This window comes from Kitasatospora sp. NPDC051853 (genome assembly GCF_044452665.1).
In the GTDB taxonomy this organism is placed as follows: Bacteria; Actinomycetota; Actinomycetes; order Streptomycetales; family Streptomycetaceae; genus Kitasatospora.
Genome location: NZ_JBITBY010000004.1, coordinates 579,571 through 604,332, shown reverse-complemented (window position 1 = coordinate 604,332; position 24,762 = coordinate 579,571). Strand labels below are relative to the sequence as shown.

23 protein-coding genes are annotated in these 24,762 nt (G+C 72.4%); 10 read left to right on the top strand and 13 right to left on the bottom strand.

Annotated features, from left to right (window positions below; genetic code table 11):
• Nucleotides 1-28: 28 nt before the first annotated feature.
• A complete protein-coding gene (locus tag ACIA8O_RS15045) occupies nt 29-832 on the bottom strand; it encodes an exodeoxyribonuclease III (protein WP_396294175.1) in 804 nt (267 codons plus the stop codon).
• 204 nt (nt 833-1,036) lie between these two features.
• Nucleotides 1,037-2,821 carry a gamma-glutamyltransferase gene (gene ggt / locus ACIA8O_RS15040; RefSeq protein ID WP_396294173.1) on the bottom strand — a complete coding sequence of 595 codons (1,785 nt, stop codon included), beginning with the start codon at nt 2,819-2,821 and terminating at the stop codon, nt 1,037-1,039.
• 363 nt (nt 2,822-3,184) lie between these two features.
• On the opposite strand from ggt, the gene ACIA8O_RS15035 reads away from it, so the two are divergent.
• A complete protein-coding gene (locus tag ACIA8O_RS15035) occupies nt 3,185-4,768 on the top strand; it encodes a helix-turn-helix domain-containing protein (protein ID WP_396294171.1) in 1,584 nt (527 codons plus the stop codon).
• 60 nt (nt 4,769-4,828) lie between these two features.
• Entirely contained in the window at nt 4,829-5,107 is a 279-nt protein-coding gene (locus ACIA8O_RS15030; RefSeq protein WP_396294170.1) for a DUF2087 domain-containing protein, read from the top strand.
• Here the strand turns inward: ACIA8O_RS15030 and ACIA8O_RS15025 are convergent.
• The 5 genes from ACIA8O_RS15025 to ACIA8O_RS15005 are packed head-to-tail and all read right to left on the bottom strand — an operon-like array spanning nt 5,086 to nt 9,681.
• Complete coding sequence (locus tag ACIA8O_RS15025; RefSeq protein ID WP_396294169.1) at nt 5,086-5,709, bottom strand: GDSL-type esterase/lipase family protein; 624 nt, start codon at nt 5,707-5,709, stop codon at nt 5,086-5,088. The genes ACIA8O_RS15030 and ACIA8O_RS15025 overlap by 22 nt on opposite strands.
• 57 nt (nt 5,710-5,766) lie before the next feature.
• On the bottom strand, nt 5,767-6,864 hold the full coding sequence (locus ACIA8O_RS15020) for an ROK family glucokinase (RefSeq protein WP_396294168.1): 1,098 nt from the start codon (nt 6,862-6,864) through the stop codon (nt 5,767-5,769).
• A gap of 8 nt (nt 6,865-6,872) precedes the next feature.
• Nucleotides 6,873-7,667: an ATP-binding cassette domain-containing protein gene (locus ACIA8O_RS15015; protein ID WP_396294167.1), complete on the bottom strand. Its 795-nt coding sequence runs from the start codon at nt 7,665-7,667 to the stop codon at nt 6,873-6,875.
• A complete protein-coding gene (locus tag ACIA8O_RS15010; protein WP_396294166.1) occupies nt 7,664-8,686 on the bottom strand; it encodes an ABC transporter permease in 1,023 nt (340 codons plus the stop codon). The genes ACIA8O_RS15015 and ACIA8O_RS15010 overlap by 4 nt, the downstream gene beginning before the upstream one ends.
• Nucleotides 8,683-9,681, bottom strand: a complete 999-nt coding sequence (locus tag ACIA8O_RS15005) for a substrate-binding domain-containing protein (RefSeq protein WP_396294165.1) — start codon at nt 9,679-9,681, stop codon at nt 8,683-8,685. Before ACIA8O_RS15005 ends, ACIA8O_RS15010 begins: the two co-directional genes overlap by 4 nt.
• A gap of 260 nt (nt 9,682-9,941) precedes the next feature.
• Here ACIA8O_RS15005 and ACIA8O_RS15000 point away from each other — a divergent pair, with 260 nt between their 5' ends.
• Nucleotides 9,942-11,054, top strand: coding sequence for an alpha/beta hydrolase (locus ACIA8O_RS15000; RefSeq protein WP_396294164.1), 1,113 nt, complete (start codon nt 9,942-9,944; stop codon nt 11,052-11,054).
• A gap of 110 nt (nt 11,055-11,164) precedes the next feature.
• Here ACIA8O_RS15000 and ACIA8O_RS14995 read toward each other — a convergent pair whose 3' ends face one another.
• The gene (locus ACIA8O_RS14995) at nt 11,165-12,757 is read right to left on the bottom strand and encodes a PucR family transcriptional regulator (protein ID WP_396294163.1); all 1,593 of its coding nucleotides are present in this window, start codon (nt 12,755-12,757) and stop codon (nt 11,165-11,167) included.
• Between the two features lie 356 nt (nt 12,758-13,113).
• On the opposite strand from ACIA8O_RS14995, the gene ACIA8O_RS14990 reads away from it, so the two are divergent.
• The 6 genes from ACIA8O_RS14990 to ACIA8O_RS14965 all read left to right on the top strand — a co-directional run bounded on the left by ACIA8O_RS14990 (nt 13,114) and on the right by ACIA8O_RS14965 (nt 20,260).
• Nucleotides 13,114-14,001, top strand: coding sequence for an FAD binding domain-containing protein (locus tag ACIA8O_RS14990; RefSeq protein WP_396294162.1), 888 nt, complete (start codon nt 13,114-13,116; stop codon nt 13,999-14,001).
• Nucleotides 13,998-14,483: a (2Fe-2S)-binding protein gene (locus tag ACIA8O_RS14985; protein WP_396294161.1), complete on the top strand. Its 486-nt coding sequence runs from the start codon at nt 13,998-14,000 to the stop codon at nt 14,481-14,483. Before ACIA8O_RS14990 ends, ACIA8O_RS14985 begins: the two co-directional genes overlap by 4 nt.
• Nucleotides 14,480-16,840, top strand: a complete 2,361-nt coding sequence (gene pucD / locus ACIA8O_RS14980) for a xanthine dehydrogenase subunit D (RefSeq protein WP_396294160.1) — start codon at nt 14,480-14,482, stop codon at nt 16,838-16,840. Before ACIA8O_RS14985 ends, pucD begins: the two co-directional genes overlap by 4 nt.
• A gap of 258 nt (nt 16,841-17,098) precedes the next feature.
• Nucleotides 17,099-18,580, top strand: coding sequence for an NCS2 family permease (locus tag ACIA8O_RS14975; RefSeq protein ID WP_396294159.1), 1,482 nt, complete (start codon nt 17,099-17,101; stop codon nt 18,578-18,580).
• Nucleotides 18,581-18,677: 97 nt separating this feature from the next.
• Nucleotides 18,678-19,859, top strand: a complete 1,182-nt coding sequence (locus ACIA8O_RS14970; RefSeq protein ID WP_396294158.1) for an XdhC family protein — start codon at nt 18,678-18,680, stop codon at nt 19,857-19,859.
• Nucleotides 19,860-19,960: 101 nt separating this feature from the next.
• The gene (locus tag ACIA8O_RS14965) at nt 19,961-20,260 is read left to right on the top strand and encodes a hypothetical protein (protein ID WP_396294157.1); all 300 of its coding nucleotides are present in this window, start codon (nt 19,961-19,963) and stop codon (nt 20,258-20,260) included.
• Nucleotides 20,261-20,267: 7 nt separating this feature from the next.
• Here ACIA8O_RS14965 and ACIA8O_RS14960 read toward each other — a convergent pair whose 3' ends face one another.
• The 3 genes from ACIA8O_RS14960 to ACIA8O_RS14950 form a co-directional block, all read right to left on the bottom strand.
• Nucleotides 20,268-20,990, bottom strand: a complete 723-nt coding sequence (locus tag ACIA8O_RS14960) for a PaaX family transcriptional regulator C-terminal domain-containing protein (protein ID WP_396294156.1) — start codon at nt 20,988-20,990, stop codon at nt 20,268-20,270.
• A gap of 93 nt (nt 20,991-21,083) precedes the next feature.
• Nucleotides 21,084-22,223 (bottom strand): Fic family protein, encoded by a 1,140-nt coding sequence (locus tag ACIA8O_RS14955; protein WP_396294155.1) that lies wholly within the window; start codon nt 22,221-22,223, stop codon nt 21,084-21,086.
• Nucleotides 22,224-22,246: 23 nt separating this feature from the next.
• Nucleotides 22,247-22,747 carry a DUF1203 domain-containing protein gene (locus tag ACIA8O_RS14950; RefSeq protein ID WP_396294154.1) on the bottom strand — a complete coding sequence of 167 codons (501 nt, stop codon included), beginning with the start codon at nt 22,745-22,747 and terminating at the stop codon, nt 22,247-22,249.
• Between the two features lie 113 nt (nt 22,748-22,860).
• On the opposite strand from ACIA8O_RS14950, the gene ACIA8O_RS14945 reads away from it, so the two are divergent.
• Complete coding sequence (locus tag ACIA8O_RS14945; protein WP_396294153.1) at nt 22,861-23,313, top strand: hypothetical protein; 453 nt, start codon at nt 22,861-22,863, stop codon at nt 23,311-23,313.
• Nucleotides 23,314-23,337: 24 nt separating this feature from the next.
• Here the strand turns inward: ACIA8O_RS14945 and ACIA8O_RS14940 are convergent, their stop codons facing one another.
• Nucleotides 23,338-23,964, bottom strand: a complete 627-nt coding sequence (locus ACIA8O_RS14940) for a LysE family translocator (protein ID WP_396294152.1) — start codon at nt 23,962-23,964, stop codon at nt 23,338-23,340.
• A gap of 22 nt (nt 23,965-23,986) precedes the next feature.
• On the bottom strand, nt 23,987-24,706 hold the full coding sequence (locus ACIA8O_RS14935; RefSeq protein WP_396294151.1) for a transporter substrate-binding domain-containing protein: 720 nt from the start codon (nt 24,704-24,706) through the stop codon (nt 23,987-23,989).
• Nucleotides 24,707-24,762: the final 56 nt, after the last annotated feature.

Below are 24,762 nucleotides of genomic sequence, written 5' to 3'. Positions count from 1 at the left end.
GACCGTTCGGGGGGCGCGCGGATCCGTCCTAGAGGTCCAGGTCGACCACGACCGGGGCGTGGTCCGAGGTGCCCTTGCCCTTGCGGGCCTCGCGGTCGACGTAGCTGTCGGTGACGGCGTCGGCGAAGGACTTGTTGGCGTAGGTGAGGTCGATCCGGATGCCGAGGTTCTTCGGGAAGCCCAGCGCCCGGTAGTCCCAGAAGGTGTACGGGCGGTCGTACTTGAGGGCGCGCGGCATCACGTCGGTCAGGCCGGCGTCGCGCAGGGCGGCCAGCGCGGCGCGCTCGGCCTCGGTGACGTGGGTCTGGCCCGCGAAGACCGAGGGGTCGTAGAGGTCCTCGTCGGTGGGCGCCACGTTGAAGTCGCCCATCACCGCGAACGGGCGGTCCCCGGCGGCGTCCTCCAGAACGGCCCGGCGCAGCGCCTCGAACCACTCCAGCTTGTACGCGTAGTGCGGGTGGCCGACCTCGCGCCCGTTCGGCACGTAGACCGACCAGACCCGGAGCGGGCCGCAGGTCGCCGCGATGGCGCGGGGCTCCGTCTCCGGGATCATCGCCCCGTCCGCCAGGAAGCCCGGCTGGCCGGGGAGGTCGCGGACCACGTCGTCGAGGCCGATCTTGGAGAGGATCGCCACGCCGTTCCACCGGCCGGTGCCGTAGGCGGCGGTCTCGTAGCCGAGCTCGCGGACGGCCTCGTACGGGAAGGCGTCCGAGGCGCACTTGAGCTCCTGGAGGCAGAGCACGTCGGGGCTGCTGCCCTCCAGCCACTCCAGCAGCTTGGGCAGCCGCGCGGTGACGGAGTTGATGTTCCAGGTGGCGATGCGGACGGTCACGGCGGGCAGCCTTCCCGAGCAGGTACGACGGACATGTACCCCTGCAACATACCGTCACCCTCTGACGGGACGAGGCTACGCCTTTGGGGGCGCGGGGAACGGCGCGCAGGGGAACGGCAGCACCTGCAACTGGCTGACGGTGCTTCAGTTGCCGGTGGGCCGCCTTCCGATGCGCGCAGTTCCCCGCGCCCCCGGGATCACCAATTACCGGGATGGGTGCACCACTGCTGCGGAGCCGCCGCCCCTTCGGGTGGGCTCGGCGGCAGCCACCCAGCGGCCGTCGGGCAGGCGCTCGACGCCGGTCGCGGCGCCGATCTCCGGGGTGGGCGCGAAGACCTGGCCGAGGGCCTCCAGGCCGGCCTTCTCGGGCGAGGCGAGGAAGGCCGGTTCGGCGACCGACGCGGCCGTGTTGCGCTGGCTGGCACGCGGGGCGGCGATGGCCTGTTCCAGCGTCAGGCCCCGGTCCAGGCGGCCGAGCAGGACCTGGAGGACGGTGGTGATGATGGTGGAGCCGCCGGGGCTGCCGACCGCGACGAAGGGCTTGCCGTCCTTGAGGACGATGGTCGGCGAGATCGAGGAGCGCGGCCGCTTGGCCGGGCCGGGCAGGTTGGGGTCGAAGACGCCGGGGGCGGCGGGGGCGAAGGAGAAGTCGGTCAGCTCGTTGTTGAGCAGGAAGCCGCGGCCGGGGACGGTGATGCCGCTGCCGCCGGTCTGCTCCAGGGTGAGGGTGTAGGAGACCACGTTGCCCCAGCGGTCGGCGACCGTCAGGTGGGTGGTGCTCGGGCCCTCGTAGGTCTCGGGGACGGCCGGGCCGGCGGTGGCGCAGGCGGCGGGGTGGTACGGGTCCCCCGGCGCGAGCGGGCTGGTGAGCGCGCGCTCCGGGTTCAGCAGGCAGGCGCGGGAGGCGGTGAACTCGTCGCTGAGGAGCTGACGGGTCGGCACCTGGAAGAAGGCCGGGTCGCCGACCCAGCGGCCGCGGTCGGCGAAGGCGATCCGGCTGGACTCCAGGTAGCGGTGCAGGTACTGCGTCGAGCTGACCGCGCCCAGGTCGCCCTTGGCCTCCAGGATGCCGAGCGCCTCGCCGACGGTGGTGCCGCCGGACGACACCGGGGCCATGCCGTAGACGTCGTAGCCCCGGTACTCCTGGTGGGTGGGCTGGCGCTGGATCACCCGGTAGTCGGCCAGGTCCTTGCGGTCCACCTTGCCGGGGCGGGCGTTCCAGCCGGAGGCCGGGTCGACCGGCGGGTGCTGGATGGTGTTGACGATGTCGGTCGCCAACTGGCCCTTGTAGAGCGTCTGGACGCCCTTGCGGGCGATCTCGCGGTAGGTGGCGGCCAGGTCGGGGTTGCGGAAGGTGGAGCCGACCACCGGGAGCTGCCCGCCCGGCAGGAAGAGCTTCCCGGTGTCCGGGAAGGCCCGGAAGCGGGTCAGGTTGAGCGCGGTCTGGTCCTGGAAGGTCTGGTCGACCGTGAAGCCCCGCTCGGCCAACTTGGCGGCGGGCTTGACGAGTTCGCCCAGGCTGCGGCTGCCCCAGTGGTCCAGCGCCGCGTCCCAGGTGGCCGGCACGCCGGGCACCCCGACGCTCAGGCCGCTGGTGACGGCGTCGGCGAAGGCCAGCGGCTTGCCGTTCTCCAGGAAGAGCGTCTCGTCGGCCGTCCGGCCGGTGACCTCGCGGCCGTCGATGGTGGACACCCTGCCGCTGCGGGCGTCGTAGTACACGAAGAAGCCACCGCCGCCGATGCCCGCCGAGTACGGCTCGGTGACGCCGAGCGCGGCCGCGGTGGCGACCGCCGCGTCCACCGCGTTGCCGCCGCGCTTGAGCACCTCCAGCCCGATCGCGGTGGCGTCGGCGTCCACGCTGGCCACCGCACCGCCCCAGCCGACCGCCTCCGGCACCTTCGGCGGCGCGCCGGTCTGCGCCTGCGCGGGGGCGGCCGCACAGATCAGCGCGCCGGTCAGCGCGAGCGGGACGATCCGGGTCAGACGCATGGGCCCTCCAGGACTTGCTGGTCGTCAACTCCCTTGCGCTTCATGTTCTTTCACATCCGCCATGGCCACCACAATGGCACTTCTGAGTGACTACCCGACGGTAGCCTTCCTCGCCGTCCCGCTGCGCCAGCACCGGCAGTCCCGTCAGCACGGTCGCCGCCACCGTCCCCCACCACGGCAGTTGCCCCCAGCTCTGCACCCCCACCGCCACCGCCGGGGCCGCCGCCAGCCACCTACGCCAGTTCATCGTCGATCTCCTCCGTGGTTCGTTCCCGGAAAGGAGACTGACGGCTCGTCAGCCGTTGCGATAATCCCCACAGCGTTGCGGACCCCGCGCAACGGGCGACGGCGGAAGGCACGGACGTGAACGGCGAACTGCTCCCCCTGGGTGCCACCGGGATGACCTTCGAGCCGATCCCGGCCGGAGTGGACGGAGTCTGCCGCGAACTGGCCCAGGAGTTACGGACCTTGGCGGTCCGCCTCGGCATCTCGATGAGCCGCTACGCCCGTCAGGTGCACCGCGACCGCTCCACGCTGTCCCGCTGGTTCAGCGGCCTCGCCGTCCCGCCCGCCGACTTCCTCGACCGCCTGACCAGCGATGTCGAAGCCGCAACGGGCCTCCCCCTCACCCCCGAGGCCCGCGACCACCTCCGCCACCTGCACCGCTCCGCCCTCGCCGAACGCAACCCGCGCAGCGCCGAACTCCAGTCCCTGCGCGACCGTTGGTCCGACGCCGACCAGGAGGCGCGCGAGCTCCGCACCGAGGTGGACCTGCTCAAGGACATGTTGCGCACCGCGCAACACAAGGCCGCCGAACAGGAGCGGACCCTCCACCAGCTCGAACGCGGCGCGGCCACCGCCCGCCTGGAGCACCGCGCCGAACTCGCCCTCGTCACCGAGGACCACGACCGGCTCCGCGCCGAGCACGACCGCCTGCTCGGCCTGGTCGAGCGCCTGCACGAGGAGCTCCGCGAGGCGCAGCGCCGCCAGTTGGAGGCCGAACAGCGCTGCGACCTGCTGGAGCACCAGCTGGAGGCGGCCGAACTCGCAGCCGAGCGGACCGCGGCGGACGACCCCCTGCAGGAACAGGCCGGGACCGTCGACCGGGAGACCGAGCGGCTGCGCCTGCTGCTCGCCGAGCTCGAGGCCGAACGGAGCGCGGCGGCAGAGGAGTTGGCCGTCCTCAAGCAGCGCCACCAGAAGCCGCAGGACTACCGGATGACCGCCGAGGAGATCGCCGAGCTCGTCGAACTCCACCGGAGCAGCCCCGGCAACGACGCCGCCCTCCTGCAGGCGGCGAGGGACCAGCCCGCCGACGTGGTCGCCAGGCTGATCACCCGGCTCCGCAGCAGATCGTGGTTCGACGACCGGCGTGGCCCCGTCGAGTCGGCCGTCCAAGGCGTCATGGCGGCCGTCCTGTCCCGCACCGCCGAGGACATCGCCCAGCTGTCCGAGGAGTTGGAGGCCTGCGGCCAGCCCACGGACAGCGAGCAACTGCTCAGCTCGGCGGCCTGGGGCTCCCCCGACTCGGTGGTCGAACTCGCCGAGCTGCTGCGCGCTTCCGCCCGCCACACCCAGCTCGCCGGCCTGCTCGCCTCTGCCGGCCGCCGCCCGACCGAGGAGGTCGTCCCGCTGCTCACCGCGTTCCGGGCGGGGATCGGCGATCCACGGCCCCTGCTCGACGCCGTGTCCGTCCGCCCGCCGGAGGAACTCGCCACCGTCCTGGCGGACCTGCGGGACATCGGCGACGAGAGGACCGTCAACTACCTGCTGCAGCGGGCGTCGACCCGGCACGCGGCCGAGGTCAGCGATGTGATCATCACCCTGGCTGCTCGGGACCAGCTCCCCTGGGCCCGCTTCCTCTTCGAGCAGACCCGGTCCTGGCACGCCCTCGACCGCGCCGAGATCCGCCGCCGCCTGAACGGGGCAGGGCTCGGAGGCTGGTGATCACCTGAGCGGGCGAAAACTCCTTGCCCGCACCACCACCCCGGCGGCAGGCTGCCCCGCATGTCCGAGAACACCACCACCAGTTCCTCCGTCGCCGCCCTCTTCGCCGCCGACGGCCGCCTCCCCGCCATCCCCCGCAAGGCCGCCCGCCGCGACCAACTCCTCGACCACCTCGCCGCCACCCTCTTCGAGCCCGGCACCGAGTACACCGAGAAGCAGGTCAACGAGGCCCTGCTCACCGTCCACGACGACTTCCCGGCCCTGCGCCGCTACCTGATCGAGAGCCACCGCCTGACCCGCACCCGCGACGGCTCCACCTACCGCCGCACGGCGGCCTGAGGGGTCGTCAGCCACGGCAGGAAGCCGCCCTCGAGGACCAGCGAGGCCGCGCGGGTGTAGCCGCCTGCTCCGGGGTGGGCGCCGTCGCCGGCGAGGGCTTCGGCGTTCCAGTGGAGGTCGGCGGCCAGGGCGGCCGTGAGGGGGATGAACGGGACGCCGTGCGAGGCGCAGACCTCGGCCTGGGCGGTGGCCAGGGTGAGCAGGCGGTCGAGGTACTCGTCGCCGTGCATCGCGACCGGCGGGGGTCCGACGACCAGGACGGCGACCGAACGGCGAGCGGCCTCGGTGAGCAGGGCGGTGAGGTTCGCCAGGGTGCGGGCGGGGGCGACCCGGGGGGCGCCGTCTTCCAGGACGGTGTCGTTGCTGCCGAAGGAGACCACCAGACGGTGGTCGGCGCCGGGGGCCGTACGCGAGGAGAACTCCGGCCACACCCGGGCCAGGACGTCGTCGGAGGTGTTGCGGCGGATGCCCAGGTTGAAGGCGGTGACGTCCGGGCCGGCGGCCGCGAGGACGCGGCCGGGCCAGCCCTGGTAGGCGGGGTCGCCGATGCCCTGGACGAAGGAGTCGCCGATGAAGCAGACGCGGAGCTGCTGATCAGTCATCAGGACAGCCTAGGGAGCGGGGACCGCGAGGGAGCCCGGTGTCCGGCTGACGGACGCTCAGCCGGCCGCCCGCTCGACCCGGTGGCGCTTGATGGTGCGGAAGCGGCGCGCCACCTGCCGCGCCAGGTCCGCCGCCCCGACCAGCCCCGCGTCGTTGCCGAGCGCCGCGTGCACGATCTGCGCCTCGGGCCGGAACCCGCGCCCCGTCAGGGTCCGCTTGAAGGCCTGCCGGGCCGGCGCGAGCAGCAGCTCGCCCGACTCCGAGACGCCGCCGCCGATGACGAACCGTCCGGGGTCCAGCGCGGCCGCCAGGTTGGCGATGCCGACGCCCAGCCAGGTGCCGACCTCGTACAACAGCTCGGTGGCGACCGGGTCGCCGCCGCGCGCCGCCTCGGTGATCAGCGGGCCGGTCAGCCCGTCCGCGCTGCCGCCCGCCAGGGCGAGCAGCGGCTGGACCACCGGCGACTCCTCGGCCACCAGTTCCCGCGCGTCGCGGACCAGGGCGTTGCCGGAGGAGTACTGCTCCCAGCAGCCGCGGTTCCCGCAGGGGCAGCGGTGCCCGCCCGGGACCACCTGCATGTGGCCGAACTCGCCCGCCAGGCCGTACTTGCCGCGGTCGACGTAGCCGTCGCGGACCACCGCGCCGCCGATGCCGGTGCCCAGGGTGAGCATCACCATGTGCTCCTCGCCGCGCCCCGCCCCGAAGCGCCACTCGGCCCAGGCGGCGGCGTTGGCGTCGTTCTCGACGATCACCGGGAAGCGCAGCCGGGCGCTGAGCGCGTCGCGCAGCGGTTCGTCGCGCCAGTTGAGGTGCGGGGCGAAGAGCACCCGGGAGCGGTCGGAGTCGACCCAGCCGGCCGCGCCGACGCCGACCGCGTGGACGTCGTGACGGTCCGCCAGCTGGAGCACCAGCTCGACGATCACGTCCTCGACCACCTTGGGGCTCTTGCTCTTGTCGGGGGTGTCGGTGCGGATGCGCTCCAGCACCTTGCCCTCGCCGTCCACCACCCCGGCGACCACCTTCGTCCCGCCGATGTCCACGCCCACCGTGGGCAGCCGCAGCACGCTGGCCGGCAGCGCCCGGCGCCGCCGCTCCGCGCGCGGGCCGATGCCGAGCAGGGTGGGCAGGACGGGGGGACGTTGGGGGCTGCTCACGGGGCGGGTCACTCCTCGGGATCGGGGCCCGCGGCGGGCCCCAGGCGGTCGCGGCCGAGCTCGTGGCTGAGCTCGGCCAGTTCGGAGCCGCCCGCCATCTCGGTGGTGAGCTGCTCCAGGGTGATCCCGGCGCGCGGGTGGCTGCCTGCCATCCTCCCCCGTTTGAGGAGGGTGAAGTGGTCGCCCACCAGATGCGCGTGGTGCGGGTTGTGGGTGATCAGCACCACGCCCAGGCCCTCGTCCCGGGCCGCCGCCACGTACGTGAGCACCACGCCGGACTGCTTGACCCCGAGCGCCGCGGTCGGCTCGTCCAGCACCAGCGCCCGCGCCCCGAAGTGCACCGCCCGGGCGATGGCCACGCACTGGCGCTGGCCGCCGGAGAGGGTGCCGATCGGCCGGTCCACGTCGGGCAGGTCGATGCCCATCCGGGCCAGTGCCTCCCGGGTGACCTCGCGCATCCGCGGGACGTCCAGGCGCAGCCGGGTGCCGAGTTCGGCGCCGAGGAAGAAGTTCCGCCAGACCGGCATCAGCGGGACCACGGCGAGGTCCTGGTAGACGGTGGCGATGCCGAGCTCCATGGCCTGCTTGGGCGAGGAGAGCCGCACCTCCTGACCGTCGATCAGGTACCGTCCCTCGTCGTGCCGGTGGAGTCCGGCGATGACCTTGATGAGGGTGGACTTGCCCGCGCCGTTGTCCCCGAGGACGCAGTGCACCTGGCCCGCCGCGACCGTCAGCGAGATGCCCTCCAGGGCCCGTACGCTGCCGTAGCTCTTGCCGATGCCGTCCAGTTCCAGCAGGCTCACCGGCCGCCACGCTCCGCCCGTCGCTTGACCCAGGAGTTGAGCAGCGCGGCCAGCAGCAGCATCGCGCCGAGGAAGAACTTGAACCAGTCCGGGTTCCACTGGGCGTAGACGATGCCCTTGCTGACCATGCCGAAGATCAGCGCGCCGAGCGCCCCGCCCAGCACCGAGCCGTACCCGCCGGTGATCAGGCAGCCGCCGATCACCGCGGCCACGATGTAGATCAGCTCGTTGCCGACGCCCTCGCCGGACTGCACGGTGTCGAAGGAGAACAGCAGGTGCTGGCCGAGCACCCAGGCGCAGAAGCCCACCCCGAGGTAGAGCCCGGTCTTCACCCGGGCCACCGGGACGCCGACCGCCCGGGCGGCGGCCGCGTCGCCGCCGACGGCGAAGACCCAGTTCCCGTACCGGGTGCGCAGCAGCACCCAGGAGCCCACCGCTACCAGGCCGAGCCACCACCAGACGGTGGCCTTCACCGACATCCCACCCACCGTCAGCTCGGAGGCGAACAGCCAGCGGCAGGAGGCGAAGCCCTCCATGTCGGCGATCGGCTTGGTGCTGACGGTGCCGGAGACCAGTTTGGTGACGCCGAGGTTGGCGCCGGTCAGCATCAGGAAGGTGCCGAGGGTGACGATGAAGCTGGGCAGGCCGGTACGGGCCAGCAGCCGGCCGTTGACCCAGCCGACGGCGAGCGCCACCGCCAGCGAGACCAGCACGCCGACCCAGGTCACGGCGGTCAGCTGGTAGCTGACCATCGAGGAGGTGAGCGCGGCGGTGGTGACCAGCACCCCGGCCGAGAGGTCGAACTCGCCGCCGATCATCAGCAGCGAGACCGGCACCGCCATGATGCCGATGGTGGAGGCGGCGTAGAGCACGGTGCCGATCGAGGCGGGCCGCAGGAAGCCGTCGGCGGCCACCGCGAAGACCAGCAGCACCGCGAGCGCGGCCAGCGCCGCGCCCAGTTCGGGCCGGGCCCGGAACCGGCGCTCCGGCGGACCGGAGGCGAGCACCTCGCGGCTCACCGGGTGCCCCGGGCGACGTAGGTGGCGAGGGCGGCCGCGTTCTCCTTGGTGAGGATCTGAGGGCCCGTCAGCACCGGCCCGCCGCCGCCCAGCACGTCCAGGTTGTAGCGGTACAGCCAGAGCAGGTCCACGCCCTCGTAGCCCTGGAGGTAGGGCTGCTGGTCGACCGCGAAGCCGACGGTGCCGTTCTTCAGTCCGTCCACCACCTGGGTGCCGAGGTCGAAGGTGTCCAGCTCGACGCCCGGCCGGGCGTCCGCGATCGCCTGCAGCCCGGTGGCGGCCAGCGGGGCGCTGAGGGTGAGCACGGTGTCCACCGAGCGGTCGGCCTGGAGCTTGGCGGAGACCGACGCCTTGGCGTCGGGCAGGCTGGTGCCGGTGACGTAGAGGGTCTGGAACGGGCCGCCGAAGCTCTCCTTCGCCCCGCCGCAGCGCTGCTCCTGCCCGACGTTGCCCTGCTCGTGGATCACGCAGAGCACCGACGTGCGGCCCCGCCTGGCCAGTTCGGCCCCGGCGGCCCGGCCGGCCGTGGTCTCGTCCTGGCCGACGTGGGTGAGCGCGCCGAACCGGGCCGAGTACTCCTGGCCGGAGTTGATGCTGATCACCGGGATGCCGGCGGCCTTGGCCTTGCCCAGCACCTCGGCCATCGCCTCGCCCTTGGCCAGCGAGACCAGCAGCCCGTCCACCCGCTGGTCGATCGCGGCCTGCACCAGCTGCACCTGGTTCTGGGTCTGCGCGTCGTTGGTGTAGCGGAAGTCGATGTTGTCCTTGGCGGCAGCCTGCTCGGCGCCCTTGCGGACCCCGTCCCAGAACGCGTCCCCGGCCCCGGCGTGGGTGACCATCGCCACCTTCCACCGCGGGGTGTCCACGGCGCCGCCGGCCGTGGCGGCCTTGGACCGGGCCTGTTCCGCCCGTCTCCCGCCGGTGCTGCTGCACCCCACCGCCGTCAGAAGCAGGGCCAGGACCAGAGCTGCGGTACGGCGAGGGCGGTATGACACTCCGACAGTCTCCAGTAAGCGGCCGCCCCGGCGTGGCAACTCGCTGGGAAGGGGCCGTACCCGTTCGACGCGTTCCGCCAAGCGGGTGGCACACTGGTCCGGGCCGTTCAGACGGTTCTCATGGAGACTGTGACGTTCCTCTCAGCTTTCACTCAGCTTCGGGAGCAACTGACCATCCGTTCGAAAACGTCTGATCCCATCGAAGCGTCCGGGGGCGATCAGGGTCTCCGTGACGGTTGGCGACCGGACAAGAGAACTCGATGCAACTGACAGGCACCCCCTTCCTCATCGTCACGATCATCCTCGTGCCGATCTCCATCGCGGTCGCGATGCTGTTCTGGGGCAAGGTCCGCGGGCCTAGAGCGGCCAAGACGCTCACCCGGCTGGTGATGCTGCTGTTCTGCCAGGTGACGGCCGTGCTGACGGTCTTCGTCATGGTCAACAACGCCAACCTCATCTACGGCAGCTGGTCCGACCTGCTCGGCACCGGGGACCACGTCCGGGCCGTGCCGCACGTGTCGCCGGAGGACCCGAAGGCCTCGCACTCCCCCGAGCCCAAGGTGATCCAGCAGTTCAAGAAGGTGGACGACCCCAAGGTCCCGGGCGACGTCCAGCGCACCGAGCTCAAGGGCCGGGTCTCCGGGGTCGACGGCGAGGTGCTGGTCTGGCTGCCGCCGCAGTACGACAAGCCGGAGTACAAGGACAAGAAGTTCCCGGTGGTCGAGCTGCTCCCGGGCTGGCCCGGCTCCTCCTCCACCTGGTACGGCACCCTCAAGGTCTCCGAGCAGCTCAAGCCGCTGATGGAGAACGGCACCGTGGCGCCGTTCATCCTGGTCTCCCCGCGCACCCTGCTGCTGGGCAACACCGCCGACACCGGCTGCGCCGACGTGCCCGGCAAGGTCAACGCGGCCACCTGGCTGGCCCGCGACGTCCCGCAGATGGTCCTGGACAACTTCCGCGCCGACCCCTCCGCGGACCGCTGGGCCGTCGCCGGGTACTCGGCCGGCGCCCACTGCGCCACCAAGCTCGCCCTGGAGCACCCCAACCGCTACCGGGCCGGCATAAGCCTCTCCGGGTACAACGACCCGGGCAAGGAGCCGGCCTCGCTCACAGCGAAGGACCCGGCCCTGCGGGAGAAGTCCAACCCGCTGAACATCCTCAAGAACGCCGCCCAGCCCCCCAAGGTCGCCCTCTACGTCAGCGGCAACAAGGGCGACGGCTACGAGGACGCCCTGGCCCTGAAGGCCGCCGTCAAGGCCCCCACCACCGTCCAGCCGGTCGAGACCACCGGCGCCCACTCCAGCGACGTCTGGAAGCCCATGGTCCCCGACGTCTTCAAGTGGCTCACCTCGGTGATCCCGGCCAACGGCTGACGGACCGTCAACGCGAAGGGCCCGCCCTCCCCGACCGGGGGAAGGCGGGCCCTCACGCGTACCACCCCTGCCGGGGGCCGCTCGCGCGGAGCGCGGTTGCTCCGGATCGCTCAGGCCAGTTCGAGGGCCAGGTAGAAGTCGACCCGGTCCTCCAGGCGGGAGAGGTCACGGCCCGTCAGTTCCTCGATGCGGCCGATGCGGTAGCGCAGGGTGTTGACGTGGACGTGGAGCTGGGCGGCGCAGCGGGTCCAGGAGCCGTCGGAGCGCAGGAAGGCCTCCAGGGTGCGGACCAGGTCGGCCTGGTGCTCGATGTCGTAGGCGATGACCTTGTCGAGCAGGCGGCTGCGGAAGGCGCGGCGGACCTCGTCCGGGACGGCGGCCAGCAGCAGGACGTGGGAGGCGAGCTCCTCGGGGCCGGCCACGCAGACCCGGCCGACCCGGGCGGCGGCGATCCGGCGGGCGTGCCGGGCCTCCTCCAGGGCGCCGCGCAGGCCGCCCGCCTCGGAGGCGGGGGCGGAGACGCCGAGGGTGATCCGGCCCTCGGAGCCGAGGCCGGCCTCCAGCGGGGCGAGCAGTTCGCGCAGCGCGTCCGCGGGCACGGGGGTGGCGGGGGCGGGCAGCACGACCACCGCGCCGGATCCGGCGCCGGCCACCAGGGCTCCGTCGGTGGCGTCGGTGAGAGCTTCCTCCAGGATTGAACGGCAGGCCCCGTCCGGCAGCCCCGTCCCTTCCGCGCTCAGCACCAACCAGGACCCCTCGGTCACCAGCGGCCCCACCGAGTCGCCCTCGTACTTGGCGGCCATCGCGCTGGAGGCGTAGAGCGTGCGGCTGATCTCGCCCGGGTCGGCGTCCCGCTGAAGGAGCGTCAGCACCTCGTCGGCGAGCCGCCGCCGCAGTCGGCGGCCCTCGTCGCGGCGGACCCGTTCGACCGCGACCAGGCGGGCCAGGTTCTCTGCCAGCTGCTGGCGCTTGACGGTCCATTCGGTGACGTCGCCGGCCACCACCAGCACCCAGTCGGCCAGCGAGACGTCCGCCTCGGAGCTGGCCGGGGCGGGCAGCAGCGAGTACGAGCCGCCGGCCAGCCGGGCCCGGTGCGGGGGGCGGCGGCGCTGGCGCTGGGCGGCCAGGTTGGCCCGGACCAGCTGGTCGCGCTCCTCGGCGGTGAGCCGGTCGGCGGGGCCGGCCACCACCCGGCCGGTGGGGGCGAGCACCCAGCAGTCCAGGTCGAGGTCGCCGCCGAGCAGGTCGAGGACGGCGTCCAGCCCGCCGCCGCCGGCGGCGGAGACCAGCAGGCGGTGGCGGTCCACCAGGGCGGCCAGGTCGGCGGCCCGGTCGGCCGAGACCTGACGGCCGATGAACTCGGTGACGGTGCCGAAGGCGATGTCGTCGGGCACCGCGAGCAGTGGCATCCGGTGCCGGCGACACGCCGCGACCAGGTCCTCGGGGACCGGCCCGACCTCGGCCTCGCCGGCCGCCAGGGCGACCGCGCCGCCCGCCACGATGGTGCGCACGAAGCGCTCGGAATCGTCCGGGCCGGTGCGCCAGAGCATGCCGGTGAGCACCAGCTCACCGCCGTGCAGGTACCGGCCCGGGTCCTGGAGGTCGGTGGTCATGACACCGCTGACCTGCCGGTCGAGCTCGTCCTCGGCGGCGAGCAGCCGCAGCCTCGGGGCCCCGGGGGCGAGCAGGTCTCGGACGCGCATCCGGCGACTCCTTCGTCTGTGCTTGGTTCGTGCCGCTGGGCACTGGGGGGACAGTGTGCCCCATCGGTCCGGAGGTCGGTGTTACGTATCAACCGACGCGTGGTCACGGGGTCGTAGCTTCCGAATCACGGGCGGATTACGGTCGTAAGTGGGGCCTCGCACATCGCTGTACAGGGCAATTGTCCGCCTTAGAGGAACGTACAGGATGCCGGGCGACGTCGAGGCGAGGGCTTCATGCCATCGGTGACTCCCAGTGGGCCGGGTCACAGCGGTTCACTGGCCACACGCCGAACAACCAGTGAAATCCCCGGGCAATGTGCCCACTGTCCGGCGTGACGACTTGAGGAGAGACCCGCATGGAGTTCCTTCGGCCCGCTACCTGGGACGAGGCGCTCGCGGCGAAGGCTGAGTACCCGTCCGCAGTGCCGATCTCGGGCGGTACGGACGTCATGGTCGAGATGAACTTCGACGTGCACCGGCCATCCGCGATTCTCGACCTGAACCGCATCACCGAGCTGACCGAGTGGTCGAACGACGGCGCCGTCGTGAAGCTCGGCGCCTCGGTGCCGTACACCCGGATCATCGACGAGCTCTCCGAGCCGCTGCCCGGGCTGGCACTCGCCTCGCACACCGTCGGGTCCCCGCAGATCCGCAACCGCGGCGGCGTCGGCGGCAACCTCGGCGGCGCCTCGCCGGCCGGTGACGCGCACCCCGCGCTGCTGGCGGCCGGCAAGGACGTCTTCGTGGAGGCGGCCTCCGTCCGCGGCACCCGGATGATCCCGATCGACGAGTTCTACGTCGGGGTCAAGCGCAACAGCCTGGAGCAGGACGAGCTGATCCGCGCCGTCCACATCCCGGTGGCGGACGGCCCGCAGCAGTTCTCGAAGATCGGCACCCGGAACGCGATGGTCATCGCGGTCTGCGCGTTCGGCTTCGCCCTGCACCCGAAGAACGGCACGGTCGGTACCGGGATCGGTTCGGCTGCCCCCACGCCGCGCCGCGCCGCGGAGGCCGAGGCCTACCTGGAGGGCGTGCTCGCCGAGCGCGGCCTCTGGGAGTCCGGCGACCTGCTGGGCACCGAGGTGATCCAGCGCTTCGGCGAGCTGGTGAAGGCCGCGGCCTCGCCGATCGACGACGTGCGCGGCACCGCGGACTACCGCCGCCACTCCCTGGCCGTGATGGCCCGCCGCACCCTCACCTGGTGTTGGAACGACTACAGCAAGCAGATCAGGAGCGCGGCATGAGGGTCACTTTCACCGCCAACGGCAAGCCGGTCGAGGCCGACGACGTCTGGGAGGGCGAGAGCCTCCTGTACGTGCTGCGCGAGCGGGTCGGCCTGCCCGGTTCGAAGAACGCCTGCGAGCAGGGCGAGTGCGGCTCCTGCACCGTCTACCTGGACGGCGTGCCGGTCTGTTCCTGTCTGGTCGCGGCCGGCCAGGTGCAGGACCGCGAGGTCCGCACGGTCGAGGGCCTGAGCGAGGAGAACGGCGAGCTGGGCCTGGTCCAGCAGGCCTTCGTGGACGCGGGCGCCGTGCAGTGCGGCTTCTGCACCCCCGGCCTGCTGGTGCAGACCGACGCCCTGCTGGAGAACGACGCCCAGCCGAGCGACAACGACATCCGCGAGGCCCTCTCCGGCAACCTCTGCCGCTGCACGGGCTACGAGAAGATCATGGACGCGGTGCGGCTGGCTTCCGCCCGCAAGTGCGCGAAGGCGGCGGGCGAATGAGCACTCGCACCATCCAGGGTCAGAAGAACCTGCAGAACATCAACCAGGCCTCCAAGGACGGCATCGGCGGCTCGCCCCTGCGTCCGGACGGCAACCTCAAGGTCAAGGGCGAGTTCGCCTACTCCTCGGACATGTGGCACGAGGACATGCTCTGGGGCATGGCGCTGCGCTCGCCGCACCCCCGCGCCAACCTGCTGAGCGTGGACATCTCCGAGGCGCTCAAGGTGCCCGGCGTCTACGCGGTGCTCACCCACGAGGACATCCCGGGCTCGAAGTTCTACGGCCTGGAGATCCAGGACCAGCCGGCCCTGGCCATCGACAAGGTGCGCTACCACGGCGAGGCGATCGCGCTGGTCGCGGCCGACCACCCGGAGACGGCCCGCCGCGCGGTGAAGAAGATCAAGGTCGAGTACGAGGTGCTCAGCCCGATCGTCACCGAGGAGCAGTGCCTCGACCCGCAGACCTACGGCTACGTGCACGAGCCGCACGAGTTCAAGTCCCACGGCTACGACAACATCTGCCACGAGCAGAAGCTGGTCTCCGGCCTGGGCGTGACGGACGAGGTCCGCGCGCTGGCCGACGTGGTGGTCTCCGGCCACTACGAGGTCGGCATGCAGGACCAGGCCTTCCTCGGCCCGGAGTCCGGCCTGGCGGTGCCCGCCGAGGACGGCGGCATCGACCTCTACATCGCCACCCAGTGGCTGCACGTGGACCGCGAGCAGATGGCCCCCGTGCTGGCCCTGCCGGAGGAGAAGGTCCGCCTCACCCTGGCCGGCGTCGGCGGCGCCTTCGGCGGCCGCGAGGACCTGTCGATGCAGATCCACGCCTCGCTGCTGGCCCTGCACACCGGCAAGCCGGTCAAGATCGTCTACTCCCGCGACGAGTCCTTCTTCGGCCACGTGCACCGCCACCCGGCCAAGATGTACTACGAGCACGGCGCCACCCGCGACGGCAAGCTGGTCTACGCGGACTGCCGGATCGTGCTGGACGGCGGCGCGTACGCCTCCGCCTCTCCCGCGGTCGTCGGCAACGCGGCCTCGCTGGGCCACGGCCCGTACGAGATCCCGAACGTGCGGATGCACGCCATCGCGCTCTACTCCAACAACCCGTCCTGCGGCGCCATGCGCGGCTTCGGCGCGGTGCAGGCGGCCTTCGGCTACGAGTCGCAGATGGACAAGCTCGCCGCCGAGCTGGGCATGGACCCGGTCGAGCTGCGGCAGCTGAACGCGATGTCCGAGGGCTCGTTCATGCCCACCGGCCAGCAGATCGACTCGCCCGCCCCGGTGGCCGAGCTGCTCCAGCGGGTCAAGGACATGCCGCTGCCCCCGCCGATGGACTTCGAGCACCTGGACATCCGCTCGGTGCCCGGCGCGCTGTCCAACACCTCGCACGGCGAGGGCATCGTGCGCGGCGTCGGCTACTCGGTCGGCATCAAGAACGTCGGCTTCTCCGAGGGCTTCGACGACTACTCCACCGCCCGGGTCCGCCTGGAGGTCATCGGCGGCGAGCCGGTCGCCATGGTGCACACCGCGATGGCCGAGGTCGGCCAGGGCGGCGTCACCGTGCACGCCCAGATCGCCCGCACCGAGCTGGGCGTCGAGCAGGTCACCATCCACCCGGCCAACACCGAGGTGGGGTCGGCCGGTTCGACCTCCGCGTCGCGGCAGACCTACATGACCGGCGGTGCGGTGAAGCTGGCCGCCGAGGCGGTCAAGCAGGCGCTGATCGCCAAGGGCCGCCAGCGCTACGGCTGGCAGCAGAACGACATCGACCTGGTCGGCGGCAAGGTGGTCTCCGCCTCGGCCGGCGCCCTGGTCCCGATGGTCGACCTGCTCGGCGACGAGGCGATCGACCTGACCCGCGAGCACCACCACCGCCCGACCGTCCCCTTCGACAAGGAGACCGGGCAGGGCTTCGGCCACGTCCAGTACACCTTCTGCGCCAACCGCGCGGTGGTCGACGTGGACGTGGAGCTCGGCCTGGTGAAGGTCGTCGAGCTGACCGCCGCCCAGGACGTCGGCAAGGCGCTCAACCCGCTCTCCGTGGTCGGCCAGATCCAGGGCGGCTGCACCCAGGCCCTCGGCCTGGCCGTGATGGAGGAGATCATCGTCAAGGACGGGAAGGTGCGCAACGCCTCCTTCACCGACTACCTGATCCCCACCATCCTGGACACCCCGCCGATCCCGGTGGACGTGCTCGAACTCCCGGACCCGAACGCCCCGTACGGGCTGCGCGGCGTCGGCGAGGCCCCCACCGTCTCCGCCACGCCGTCGATCGTCGCCGCGATCCGGGCCGCCACGGGCATCGCCCTCAACCGCATCCCGGTCCGGCCGGAGCACCTGACGGGCACGCTCTGACCACCTGATCCTCCCCGGGGCGGCCCACAACGTCTTCCCGCCGCCCCGGGGCGCACCACCCAGCAAGGCCAGCAACAGAACATGACGCACCGTCAAGCACCACCCACGCTGCCCCTCCCACGCCGGGGCCGGCAGCCGTGCGCCCCACCCGCACCGCTTGAGTGCACCTCGTGAGTCGATACGTCCCCCTGTGCCCCCTCCAACCGGCAATCAGGTCGGCTCGCCCACCCCAACCCCCTATGAACCTTGGGAGTGGACATGACCCGGATCTCCACGGAGCCCGGCACCACTGACGACAGACCCGCTCCGGACGACTCCCTCACGCCGTCCGAGGCAAAGCCGCCGAAGAACGCGCTGGACTCGTACTTCAAGATATCCGCGCGCGGCTCCACCTTCGGCAACGAGCTCCGCGGTGGCCTCACCACCTTCATGGCGATGGCCTACATCCTGCTGCTCAACCCGATCCTGCTCGGCGGCGCCGACAAGAACGGGGTCCACCTGGACCACGCGCAGCTCACCACGGCCACCGCGCTCGCCGCGGCCGTGACCACGATCCTGCTCGGCGTGGTCGGCAACGTCCCGCTGGCCGCTGCCGCCGGCCTCTCGGTCTCCGGCGCGATATCGGCGATCGTGGTCCCCCACACCACGTGGGAACAGGCCATGGGCCTCTGCGTCATCTACGGCATCGCGATCGTGCTGCTGGTCGTCTCCGGCCTGCGCGAGAAGATCATGAACGGCATCCCCCTGCCGATCAAGCACGCGATCACCATCGGCATCGGCCTCTTCATCGCCCTGATCGGCCTCAACAAGGCCGGCTTCGTCTTCCAGGGCAAGGGCCCGCTGCTCTCGCTCGGCCCCACCGGCGAGCTGGCCGGCTGGCCGGTGCTGATCTTCGCGATCACCCTGCTCACCATCTTCGTCCTGCTGGTCCGCAACACCCGCGGCGCGATCCTGATCGGCCTCGCGGTCGGCACCGTGATCGCGTTCGTGGTGAACGCGGCCGCCGGTCTGGACGACAAGGTCTGGGGCCTGCAGGTGCCCAAGTGGCCCGGCAGCCCGGTGGACGCCCCCGACTTCGGCCTGTTCGGCCACGTCGACCTGTTCGGTGCCTTCGGCAGCCAGGGCATGGGCGCCATCTCCGCCTCCGTCGCGGTCTTCACCCTGGTGCTGGCCGGCTTCTTCGACGCGATGGCCACCATCATCGGCGTCGGCACCGAGGCCGGACTGGCCGACAAGCAGGGCCGGATGCCGGGCCTGTCCAAGGCCCTCTTCGTGGACGGCGCCGGCGGTGCGATCGGCGGCGTGGCCGGTGCCTCCGGCCAGACGGTCTTCGTCGAGTCCGCCACCGGCGTCGGCGAGGGCGCCCGGACCGGCCTGGCCTCCGTGGTCACCGGCGGCGTCTTCACCCTGATGCTGTTCTTCACCCCGATCGCGGGCATGGTCCCGGTGCAGGTCGCCTCGGCCGCCCTGGTGGTCATCGGCTCCATGATGATGAGTCAGGCCCGGCACATCGACTGGTCCGACCGCGAGGTGGCCATCCCGGCCTTCCTCACCTGCGTGCTGATGCCCTTCACCTACAGCATCACCGCGGGCGTCGCGGCCGGTGTGATCACCTACTGCGTGATCAAGGCCGGCCGGGGCAAGTGGCGCGAGCCCGGTCCGCTGATGTGGATCCTGACCGCCGTCTTCCTGGTGTACTTCGCCCTGACGCCGATCAAGGCGTGGCTGGGAGTTCACTAGTACCGGAGCCGCTGTGCGGGGGGCCTGCCCTCTCGCACAGCGGCTGGTCCGTTCCCCCTCCTCCTCGACCCTCGTACCTCGTAAGGAGCCTCCGAACATGCAGGACATCGCCGAGCAGCTGCTGGCCTGGCACTCCTCCGGGCGCTCCTTCGCCGTGGCCACCGTGGTCGGCGTCTCCGGCTCCGCCCCGCGCGACCCGGGCGCGGCCCTCGCGGTGGACGCGGCCGGCGAGGCGATCGGCTCGGTCTCCGGCGGCTGCGTCGAGGGCGCGGTGTACGAGCTCTGCCAGGAGGCCGTCGCCTCCGGCACCCCGGTGCTGGAGCGCTTCGGCTTCAGCGACGAGGACGCCTTCGCCGTCGGGCTGACCTGCGGCGGCATCCTGGACGTCTTCGTCCAGCCGGTGGTCCCGGGCGCCGACCCGGCGCTGGACGCCGGCATCACCTACATCGCCTCCGGCACCCCGGTGGCCCTGGCCCGCGCGATCGCCGGCCCGGCCGGCCTGGTCGGCGCCACCGTCGCCGTCACCGCCGACACCCACCACGGCTCGCTCTCCCCCGCCCCCTCCACCACCGGCGCCCTGGAGCGCGCCGTGGTCGCCGAGGCGCGGGCGATGCTGGAGGCGGGCCGCACCGGGCAGTTGACGCTCGGTCTGGACGGCCGCCCCTGCGACGACGAGGAGCAGGGCACCGTCACCTTCTTCGTCGAGGCGTACGTGCCCGCGCCCCGGATGCTGGTCTTCGGCGCGATCGACTTCGCGGCCGCGGTGGTGCGGATCGGCAAGTTCCTCGGCTACCGGGTCACCGTCTGCGACGCCCGCCCGGTCTTCGCGACGAAGCGCCGCTTCCCGGAGGCCGACGAGGTGGTGGTCGACTGGCCGCACCGCTACCTGGACTCCCAGCTCTCCGCGATCGACGGCCGCACCGTGCTCTGCGTGCTCACCCACGACGCCAAGTTCGACATCCCGCTGCTGGAGCGCGCGCTGCGCCTGCCGGTCGGCTACGTCGGCGCGATGGGCTCGCGCAAGACCCACCGGGACCGCGACGCCCGGCTGCGCGAGGTCGGCCTGACCGACGCCGAGATCGGTCGGCTGCGCTCCCCCATCGGCCTGGACCTGGGTGCCCGCACCCCCGAGGAGACGGCCGTCTCGGTCGCCGCCGAGATCGTCGCGCACCGGCGGGGCGGCTCCTGCCTGCCGCTCTCCGCCGGGGACGGCCCGATCCACCGCGACCTGGCCGCCCGTCCGGCCCCCGCCCCGGAAGCCCCCGCCAGCGCGGCCTGACCCCGGGTCCACCCGTCCGTGTCCACCCGTCCGGGTGCGCCCGGTGGCGGTCGGCGCGAGCCTGGAGTAGGGGCTCGCTCCACAGGGAAGGCACCGGGACCATGCGCACACTCATCAAGGTCGAGTACGTCGACAACGAGGCCATCAACCAGCGGATCGCCGACGGCACCCTGACCAAGACGCTCCAGGGCATCATGAGCCACCTCAAGCCCGAAGCGGCGTACTTCTGTCCGACCGGCGGCCACCGCTGCGCCTACCTCTTCGTCGACCTCCCCGACGAGGCCTCGCTGGTCCCGTTCATCGAGCCGTTCTGGGAGCTCCAGGCCGAGGTCACCGTCACGCCCTGCATGAACGCCGAGGACCTCGCCACCGGCCTCGGCCGGATCTCCGACAGCGGCTGACGACCCCTCAGCCCTCCTCCACACCCCGGTAGCGCGCGAACAGACGCAGCTCGTCCCCGTCCGCCGCGTCCCCCTCCAGGGCGCGCCGGCACTCCGCCGCGAGCCGCCGGGCCTCCGCGCCCGGCCAGGGCCGCGGGAGCAGCTCCGGCGGCAGCAGCGGGTCGGGCTCCATCGCCAGGGTGAACGCGGCGGCCAGCCGGACCGCCCGGGTCAGCCGCTCGGCCTCCCCCTGCGCGTTCGTCCCGAGGAACTCGCCTGCCAGATCGGCCAGTTGCCCGTACCGCGCGGCGATCTCCGGCAACGGCCATAGCCGGGCGGCCAGTTCGACCGGGTCGGTGGCGGCGCCGAGGCGCAGGTCGGTGCTGGTGAAGGTGGAGAGCTCCTCGCCCAGCCCGAGCCGGCCCGCCTCGGCGAGCACGGTGCCGGTGATCCGGTTCGGGGTCGCGTAGAGGCCGCTCTGCACCGGGGCGGCCCCCAAATGGCGGAGCAGCTCGCGGAGTTGGTCGCGGGCCGCGCGCCGCGACTCCGGTACGGCGAAGGCGATCAGGTGCCAGTGGCCGTCCCACGGCGCGCAGCCGCGGTCCTGCCGGTAGGCGTACCGGACGTACCCCGCGTCCGGAGTGAGCTCGCCGCCGACGCCATCGAGACCTCCCCCACCCGCCTGTGCCTCACCGCCGTCCTGGCACCCCGCCGGCTCTTCGCCCCGGGGTTCCTCGCCGACCAGCAGCACTACCTGGAGCAGCTACCCGTCGGCTGAGCGGCACCTCCGCCCCGCCCGCGAACCGGAGAGCTGCTCCCCGCCTCGACCCATCTGAGCGTCCACCTACACCTCGTACGGATCGACGGGCCGATAGGACTGGCGGGCAATGCCCATCACCCGCTCGGGGAATCGCGGACCGGCGACGTAATGGCGGGCCTTGGTCTGCCCGACCGCCTCCAGGAGGCCGGTCCTGGTGAGGAACTGCAAGTCACGCGTGGCCTGTTGGGTGGTGATGGCCTCGGCACGCTCGTACCGGGCGCGCCGTACGCGGCCCGCCATCGCCACCTCGTGCAGGGCCGTCACCTGACGCTCGCTCACCCCGAGCGGCCCGACCTCCTCCTCCAGGGCGATCCAACTGCGGTTCGACCTGTCGACACGGTGCTGAACCCGCTGGGCCTGCTGGTGGTAGGCGAGCAGGTTGAACTTGATCCACGGCCGGGTGTCGCGCTCCGGCGACCACACCGGCCCGCCGACGGCGCGCAGGACCTTGTAGTACTCCCAGGTGTTGCCGGGCTGGCCGAGCCACTCCTCGATGGACGAGAACTCAGGTGCCAGAACACCGCCCCGCGCGATGACCAAGGTCTGCAGGGAGCGGGAGAGGCGCCCGTTCCCGTCGGTCCAGGGATGGATCTTGACCAGGTTCAGATGGGCCATCGCCGCACGGATGAGGACGTGCTCCTCCAGGTCTCCACCGTTGAGCCAGTCGACCAGCTCCCCCATCAGCCCGGCGACGAGGTCATGGTCAGGACCCTCGTAGTCGGTGGCGAGCGGGTCACCAGGAGCCGTGATCCTCACCGCCCCCCGCCGCCACTGCCCGGCCAGTTTCAACGGATGGTGGTGCCCTTGCAGCATCCAGTGCAGGGCATTGAGCAGTTCCTTGCTGTAGCGGAAGTCGGGTGCGTCGTGGAGGGACTGGAGGTACGTCATGGCCTGGCGGTAGGCCAGCGTCTCCGCCTTGTCCTCGTCACTGGCGTCGACTTCCTTCTCCCCGTCGATCAGGTCCGCGACGTCCTGCTCGGCGACGCTGAAACCCTCGATCGTGTTCGACGCTGCAATGGCACTCGCGGTCAGAGCCTTCCGCAGCTCCTGGGTCCACTTCGTCGGAGCCTGCTGGACGGCGTGACGCAACTGCTCGCGCTTCACATCGATCTGGGCGAGCACCTCGCGGTCGGCCGCATCGAGCTTGGGGGTCTGATAGAGCATGCATAAATGATACCCACTTCCTATCATTCACCTTCCCGCCGGACCGCGTGCATGTAGCAGCCGAACTCGACGGCGCGGACGTGGAGGACGGCCACCTCGGGGTCGGTGAGGAGTTCGGCGGCGGTGGATTCGAGGGCGGCCGGGTCGGGGACCAGGCGGCCGCCGAGGATGGTGCCGTGGTGGGAGTAGGCGCGCAGGACGCGGGGGCCGGTGTGCATGGTGGCGGGCCAGCCCTCGGCGGGGCCGGCGCAGGGGGTGGCGTGGATGAAGACGGGGCCGCGCTCGTCGTAGGGGCCGGGGTCGGTGCCGGTGGCGGTGGCCCAGGGGGCGAGCGGGCAGTAGGAGACCAGGGCGATCCGGTCGCCGGGGCGGGCCTTGGTGAGGCAGCAGCGGAGCGGGGCGCCGCCGGTCTCGTCGGTGGAGAGGACCGGCGGGCGGCCCGCGTCGTCGCTCAGGCGGAGGCGTTCGCAGGTGGCGGGGTCGATGGCGTCGGTCTCGAGGGCGGTGCTCTGAAGGGTCGTCATGTCGACCAGCCTGGCCGGACGACGGCCCGGGGACCGGCGGATAAGCGACCTCGCGTTCCAGCCCCCGCGAAAACGACGTGTGCCCCCGCCGACGGCCGTGCCATCCTCGGCCCGTGTCAGCCCGCAACCACCGCCTGCCCCGCCACCTGACCTGGCCGCTCCGGCCGAGGGACGTCCGGATCGCCCTGGGCATCGGCCCGGAGGCCGACCTCGACCTGTCGTTCGACGACCGCCCGTGGCGGGACGGCACCCTGCTGCACGCCGAGTGGCTCCCGCCGCGCCCCTCCAACTACGGCACCGGCACCGACCCCGCCTCGTGGAACGGGCTGCGGTTCCGCATCGCCCCGACCACGACCGCCGTGTCCCACGAGAACGGCCTGCGGGTGGTCCTGATCCACCACGCGATCCCGCAGCTCGGGGCCTGGGCCACCGCCGCCCTGAGCGCGCCCGAGGGCTGGACCCTGAGCGCCCACAGCCGGTCCTGGCGGTTCACGGAGAAGCACGTCCAGTACCGCGACGACCTCCGGCCCTACCCGGAGCTGCCGGTCCAGGCGGTCCGACGGTGAGCGGCCGCGGGCGCTGACCGCCCGTCAGTCGGTGACCGCCAGCCGGGCGCCGAAGGCGAGGATCACGGTGCCGGTGACGCGGTCCAGCAGCCGCCGGGCGGACGGGCTGCGCAGCCAGGTGCGCAGGGCCCGGGCGAAGGCGATCAGCACGCCGGACCAGAGCAGGCCCTCCACGACGTGGATCGAGGTGAGCGCCACGCCCATCGGCAGGTGCGGCACCCCGGCCGGGATGAACTGCGGCAGCACGGCCACGTAGAAGACGCCGACCTTGGGGTTGAGCAGGTTGGTCAGCGTGCCGCGCCGCCAGCCGGCCAGGAAGCCGCCCGTCCCGAGGTCCCCGTCCTCCTGGAGGGTGTCCGGGCCGCCCGCGCTGCGGAGCATCTGGACGCCCATCCAGAGCAGGTACGCCACGCCCGCCCAGCGCAGCGCCTCGTAGGCGAGCTGGGAGGCGGTGAGCAGGGCGCTGATGCCCAGTGAGCTGAGGGTGCCCCAGATCATCGTGCCGGTCTGGATGCCGGTCACCACGCCCCAGGCGCGGGCGCGTTGGCCGAGGGCGGCGGTGCGGAGGATGAGGGCGCTGTCGAGGCCGGGGGTGAGGGTCAGCAGGCCGACGACGAGGGCGAAGGACCAGAGTGCCGTGGGTATCTCCATGCCCGGTCAGCCTAGGGGGAGGTCAGCGCGGAGGGGCAACCAGCCCGTCCGACTGTCCGGAGTCGCGCAGCGCGGCCGCGACGAAGCCGCTCGCCTTCAGCTCCTCGACCAGCTCGCTGAGGAAGCGGACGGTCCCGGCCGCACGGCCCTTCGTCGTCCCGACCGCCTGCCGGATCTCCATGAAGCGGCCGTCCAGCAGGCGCAGCCCGGGGTGCGCGGCCACGTACCCGGTCAGGGGCTGCCGGATGCCGGCCGCCACCTCCAGGCCCTGGGCCTCGAAGACCTCCGTGCCCTCGGCGCCGCGCACCACCTCGGCCCGACGGAGCGTCCTGGAGAGGTGCAGGTCGTACGCGGACCCCTCCTTCACCCCGATCCGCACGCCCTCCCGGTCGACCTCGCCGACCTCCCGGATCGCCGAGCCGGCCGGCACCGCGTACACGCCCTCGATGATCACGTACGGCGCGGTGAAGGCGACCTCCGCCTCCCGCTCCGGCTCGACGGCCAGGAAGCAGAGGTCGGCCCGCCCGTCCGCCATCGCCCGGTACGACTTACGGGCCGCGTCGAAGCAGAGCAGCTCGACCGGCAGCCCGAGCCGGGCCCCGACCTCCCGGGCGATCTCCACCGTGACCCCGCCGGGCTCCTCGGGGGTGCCGTGCGCGAGCACGGGGTTGCCCAGGTTGACGGAGGCGCGGAGCACCCCGGTGGGCGCGAGGTCGGCGGCGACGGCGGCGAGGTCGGTCATGCCCGGGAGTCTACGGCGGCCCGGAAAACCGTTGGCGTGGCCGGACCGCGCGATGC